A 6,352-nucleotide genomic window follows, 5' to 3' on the forward strand; every position below is an offset into this window, starting at 1 on the left:
ACGATTTGCGCGGCACTTAGCACGAGCTAACTGTCCGTCGTTGTAACAGTTTCCCAACTTGGATGATATCTATGGATCATACTCCGCAGTCGCAACTCAAGCTGTTGCTTGCCAAAGGTAAAGAGCAAGGTTACTTAACCTATGCAGAAGTGAACGATCACTTACCTGCAGACATGGTCGATTCTGACCAGATCGAAGATATTATCCAGATGATAAATGACATGGGCATTCGGGTATTCGAAGAGGCTCCCGATGCCGATGACATGATGATGTCGGAAGACAACACAGACGAAGATGCAGCAGAAGAAGCAGCCGCCGCCCTTGCCACGGTAGAAAGTGAGCTTGGCCGCACCACGGATCCTGTGCGTATGTACATGCGCGAAATGGGTACCGTTGAACTGCTGACCCGTGAAGGCGAAATCGTTATCGCCAAACGCATCGAAGAAGGCATTAACACAGTTCAAAGCTCAGTAGCCGAATACCCACAAGCGATCGCCATGATCCTTGAGCAATACGACCAGTATGAAGCCGATGAACTGCGCCTGTCTGATATTATCTCTGGATTTGTTAACCCTGACGAAGAAGACTTAGGCCCAACCGCTACTCACATCGGTTCTGAATTATCAGAAGAAGATCTTGAAGATGAAGATGATGAGGAAGACGAGGAAGACGAAGACGGTGATGCCGACGGCGATGATGATGGTAATAAAGGTCCCGATCCTGAAGAGGCTCGTGAACGCTTTAGCCAGTTAAGAACCGCCTACGAAAACGCGCTCAAAATCATCGAAGCCAAAGGCCGTGAACATCCAGAATCGATCAAAGCACTGTTTGAGATCGGTGAGATTTTTAAAGAGTTCCGTCTAGTACCTAAGCAATTTGACCGCTTAGTGAAAAGTATGCGTTCGATGATGGACCGTGTTCGCGTGCAAGAGCGTCTCCTGATGAAGCTTTGCGTCGAACAAGCTAAAATGCCAAAGAAAAACTTTGTTAAGTTCTTCACTGGTAACGAAACCAATCTCGATTGGTTTAATGCAGAAAAAACCTCAAACAAACCTTATGCCGAAGGCTTAAGAATGGTTGAGGATGACGTGCAGCGCTGCCGTAGCAAACTGGCCGCCATCGAAGAAGAAACAGGCTTAGTTATTGCCGCGATTAAAGATATTAACCGCCGCATGTCAATCGGTGAGGCTAAAGCTCGCCGTGCGAAGAAAGAAATGGTTGAGGCAAACTTACGTCTAGTAATTTCTATCGCTAAGAAATACACCAACCGCGGTCTGCAATTCTTGGACTTAATCCAAGAAGGTAACATCGGTCTGATGAAGGCTGTTGATAAATTTGAATATCGCCGTGGTTACAAATTCTCGACCTATGCGACTTGGTGGATCCGTCAGGCAATCACCCGCTCAATCGCGGACCAAGCCCGTACGATCCGTATTCCAGTACACATGATCGAAACCATCAACAAGCTGAACCGTATCTCTCGCCAAATGCTACAGGAAATGGGCCGCGAACCCTCACCTGAAGAATTGGCAGAGCGAATGATGATGCCGGAAGACAAAATCCGTAAGGTACTGAAAATCGCTAAAGAACCGATCTCCATGGAAACCCCAATCGGTGACGATGAAGATTCGCATTTAGGCGATTTTATCGAGGATACCACCCTCGAATTACCTCTGGACAGCGCCACCAGCGAAAGCTTGAAGAGCGCTACCCATGAGGTATTAGCAGGCCTAACAGCCCGTGAAGCCAAAGTACTGCGCATGCGTTTTGGTATCGACATGAACACCGACCACACGCTAGAAGAAGTGGGCAAACAATTTGACGTAACCCGTGAACGTATCCGTCAAATTGAAGCAAAAGCGCTGCGTAAACTGCGTCACCCTTCACGCTCAGAAATCTTAAAGTCCTTCTTAGACGAATAGATAGACGAATAGATAAGTGTCAAATATTAAGCCTAAGCCCCGCACTGCGGGGCTTTTTTTCGCCATCATTCAGTTAACGAGTAACAAACCAGCACAATATACAGCTCAACCCTCTTTCAAAATCAGAAAGTTAAATTACCTTGACCATGAATCGCACGGCAAAAAACCTTTGCAGAAACAACTGTTGATTAACAGATAACCAATTGAATCAATTCGGTGAATTTCATCGAAAAACACGGGTGACAAGCGCAAACAAGCTTAGTATACTGCCACTCGCTTTAGGTGATGACGATTGCCTTTAGTAGGCCCCTTAGCTCAGTTGGTTAGAGCACACGACTCATAATCGTTAGGTCCACGGTTCAAGTCCGTGAGGGGCCACCACCAAATTCAACAAAAAAGCCCATTTAATAATGGGCTTTTTTGTTTCTGCAATCTGTCGACACTCACTCATACCAACGCGACTCATTCCCGATAACTAACTCAAACGCGATTTCGATTTGTCCCTTTAGGTAATGGCCCAATTAAAGCAAAAACAAAGGCGCTAACTGATAACCACGTTAGCGCCTTGATAAGGTTAGAAAGCCTGTCAGACCTTAAATAGCAGGAGGCTGACCATCTGGTTAGGTTTTTAACTTACCTAATTGCTGATGTTGTTGTTTCACCAGCTCGGCGAGAACGACGCTGCTTTGCTGTGCTTCGCCTGCAAGACGAGCGAGTTCAGAGGCTGAGTCGGATATGCCAGTAATATTTCGATTAACCTCTTCAGTAACGGCACTTTGCTCCTCTGCCGCCGCAGCAATATGGGTCACTTGCGCTGAAATCTCCTCAATCTGGCTAACCATAGAATTAAGGGAGGTAAGCGCTTGCTCCGTTTGCGAAACGGCCATTTGTGCACGCTCAGCACCTTTATCAATAATCCCCGATGCACTAAGAACCTCTTTTTGGAGCGCATCAATCAGCACGCTAATATCGTCGGTGGAGCTTTGGGTTTTGGAGGCAAGTGCCCTTACTTCATCGGCCACCACCGCAAAACCCCGTCCTTGCTCACCTGCGCGAGCAGCCTCAATAGCCGCATTTAAGGCGAGTAAGTTTGTTTGCGCGGCAATGGAGCTAATCACTTCGAGGATACGGCTAATATTAGTGCTACTTTCAGCCACTTTACTGACGGCGACTTTAGCCTGCATAGACTCTTGCGACATAGTAGTCACATAATCCATCGCTTTAGTCAGACTCTCTTCACTGAGACGCACATTGCGTGACATAGCCTCCGTTTCGGCAGCGGTTTGTTCAGAAGCTTTGGCAACCTCAAGGGCTGTAGCACTCATTTCATTAACCGCAGTCACAACACTCTCAATCTCACCATATTGACGATGTACGCTATCGCGGGTTAATTCTGCAATTTTTGCAGAGGATAAACTTTCCTCCTGTGTCCGCCCTGCCAACGCTTTAAGCTCGGAGATTAAATCCTTAAGTTTATTGATAAAGGAATTAAATCCTTTACCCAGAGCGATAAGTTCTGCGTGTGAATCGACTTCAATCGATTGAGTTAAATCGCCATCGGCACTGGCTAAATTTTCAACGCGTCCCTGAATGACTTTGAGCGGTGCAATCACGCTGCGGATCACTATGCTGATGGTAACAACCGCTAAAATGGAAACCGCTAGGCCAACAATCAATAAGATGCTGCCAAGTGATGTTGCCATTTCGTCCATTTTTTCATTTAGTTGAATCGAACTCTTGAGTGCCATTGATTTAGGGACTTGAATCGCAAGTGACCACTCTGCGTTGGCAAGGGGAATATTAATCGGATAGGCAACGATAATTTCATCGTCATTTGCCATGTAACCGCCATTTTTATGCAATCCAACAATTTGTGTTGCCAATTTGGGGTCAATAGACTCGGCTAATGGACGCGCCTTTTTACTGTAGTGGCTTGCGGCAACCACTAAACCACGGGTACTGAGCAAAGTCACTTTAGCTTGGCCGTCATAAAGGCTTTTAGACAGTTTATCAATTAACACTTGGAATACTGGTAGGTTGAGATCCACCCCAACCACACCAATAAATTGTTTATGCTTAAGTACAGGAACCGTTAACGACGTCATTAACGCTGTATTGCCAGGGGTGATTTCGTAGAGATAAGGTTCCATTAAACAAGGCTTTAAGGTCTCCTTTGCACATAAAAACCATTCAGCATCTCGTATACCAAATTCGTTGAGAGTTGTTTTATATTTTTCCGATGAATCATCAACTTGGTTATGTTCAACTGTGCCATCATCATTGCGAGTGTAATACACCTCCAATGCTCCAGATGAAGCAACACTATGGCTGACATTAACATTTAAAAATTCACTGTCGAGTCCATCATACCCATTAGCTTCGAACTGGGCATACATTGACGAGATTTGCGTATTTTTCTTTAACACAGCAGCCACAGCGAGTTCTAAACGATCACGCTTGAGTGGCAATTCTTCTGACGTGCTTTCAAGTATGCCTGAAAAGGAATAAGGGATCCGGTAAGCTTCGTTGATAAAACCTGCGACCATTTCGCCATATTCGCCCGCTCGCGCTTCAAGCTTATCGTGGGTCTCCTTTTGCAATGTTTCTTGAACCTGATAGGAAAGTTCAGCATTTTGATCCGAGAGGGTCCACCATAGACTGATGGAGAGAATAGCCACTATTGAGAGAAATAAGGCGGAAGTGATCCACAACAACTTAGTACTGATGGACAAATGCTTCATCGAGTAAACTCCAAATATAAGGTCAAGAGCCTAATTATTTTGATCTAGTTCATTTTTATTTTTGCTGACTAATTTAAAAAATAGCACTCTGCGTCGGGATTACCAGTCTTTAAGATAGTGAATTGTTAACTATAAGTAAAACTTTTCACCGACAGATTTAGGGCCAATTGCGACCTTTATCCCAATAGGTGGCAATTTGATATTTATCCCAAATCGATGAACGCAAATATGACCAAACTCACAAACCACAAAGATTAGCGAGCCACACTTTTTTACAAAAATTAATTCCAGATTAAAAACACCCATTTCATTTGTAACAAAGTCTATTCTTTGGCGTTGTGGCATTGGTTTGCGCAGGCTATCGCCTTATACTCTTGGCCTTAAACACAAAACAACAATAACGGAAGCAAGCTTTATGACTCTTGGTACCAATCAGGTAAGCAAGACACATTCGTTTATGACTGTGTCACTTATCGAATTATGGGAACGTTTTGGTTATTACGGCATGCAAGCGCTGATCGTGTACTTTATGGTGCAGCGTCTTGGCTTTGATGACTCCCGTGCAAACTTAGTTTGGAGTGCCTGTGCGGCGCTGATTTACGTGTCGCCAGCCATAGGTGGTTGGGTTGGGGATAAAATTCTCGGCACCAAACGCACTATGTTGCTCGGTGCGGGGATTTTATCTGTCGGCTATGCCCTGATGACAGTGCCGACCGAAAACACTTGGTTTATGTTCTCCGCTCTTGGGGTGATTGTGGTCGGTAACGGCCTATTTAAACCCAATGCCGGTAACTTAGTCCGTAAGATTTACGAAGGTGATGACTCTAAGATCGACAGCGCCTTTACCATCTACTACATGGCGGTAAACGTAGGTTCGACTTTCTCTATGCTGTTAACGCCTTGGATTAAGGACTATGTTAACGCGCAATATGGTAACGAATTTGGCTGGCATGCCGCTTTTGCCGTGTGCTGTGTGGGCCTAATCGTCGGCTTAGGTAACTATGCCCTGATGTATAAGAGCCTCGCCAACTATGGTTCAGAGCCTGATACTCGCCCCGTCAACAAAAAGAATCTTGCGATCGTATTGATATTAGCGGCACTTTCCGTTGTTGCTTCGGCCATCATTCTTGAATATGAAGATGTTGCCCGAGTATTCGTGTATGCCGCGGGTGTGGCAGTATTAGGGATTTTCTTCCACTTAATTCGTACCAGTGAGCCAAGTGAGCGTGCAGGCCTTATCGCAGCGCTTATCCTCACAGTGCAAACCGTCTTCTTCTTTATCTTCTATCAACAAATGTCGACTTCACTGGCCCTGTTTGCACTGCGTAACGTCGATTGGGATTTCCAAGTCTTTGGTACCCATTTATGGACTTGGTCTCCTGCACAGTTCCAAGCACTGAACCCAATCTGGATCATGGTGTTAAGCCCTGTTTTGGCTTGGAGTTATTCATGGGCTGGCCGCAATAATAAGGACTTTTCGATTGCCGCTAAGTTTGCCTTAGGTTTTGCGGTTGTCGCGATTGGCTTCTTTATCTATGGATTTGCAGGCCAATTTGCCGTTGAGGGTAAAACCTCTTCTTGGGTAATGATCTGGGGTTATGCCTCTTACTCACTCGGCGAACTGCTGGTGAGTGGTCTTGGTTTAGCCATGATCGCCCGCTACGTACCGGCTCGTATGGGCGGCTTTAT

The 6,352-nt window shown here is 45.6% G+C and carries 3 protein-coding genes and 1 tRNA gene; 3 read left to right on the top strand and 1 reads right to left on the bottom strand.

The genetic code is table 11. From position 1 onward, the window contains the following. The first annotated feature begins 71 nt into the window (after window positions 1-71). Together rpoD and L976_RS14545 are read left to right on the top strand one after the other, a co-directional pair. Window positions 72-1,922 carry an RNA polymerase sigma factor RpoD gene (gene rpoD / locus L976_RS14540; RefSeq protein ID WP_086024099.1) on the top strand — a complete coding sequence of 617 codons (1,851 nt, stop codon included), beginning with the start codon at window positions 72-74 and terminating at the stop codon, window positions 1,920-1,922. A gap of 304 nt (window positions 1,923-2,226) precedes the next feature. Continuing rightward, a tRNA-Ile gene (locus tag L976_RS14545) sits at window positions 2,227-2,303 on the top strand. A 239-nt stretch (window positions 2,304-2,542) separates the two neighbouring features. Here the strand turns inward: L976_RS14545 and L976_RS14550 are convergent. Continuing rightward, window positions 2,543-4,663, bottom strand: a complete 2,121-nt coding sequence (locus tag L976_RS14550; protein ID WP_037415438.1) for a methyl-accepting chemotaxis protein — start codon at window positions 4,661-4,663, stop codon at window positions 2,543-2,545. 415 nt (window positions 4,664-5,078) lie between these two features. On the opposite strand from L976_RS14550, the gene L976_RS14560 reads away from it, so the two are divergent. Continuing rightward, on the top strand, window positions 5,079-6,352 hold a 1,274-nt coding region (locus tag L976_RS14560), incomplete at its 3' end, for a peptide MFS transporter (protein WP_047540542.1).

This window comes from Shewanella sp. ZOR0012 (genome assembly GCF_000798835.1).
Lineage (GTDB): Bacteria > Pseudomonadota > Gammaproteobacteria > Enterobacterales > Shewanellaceae > Shewanella > Shewanella xiamenensis.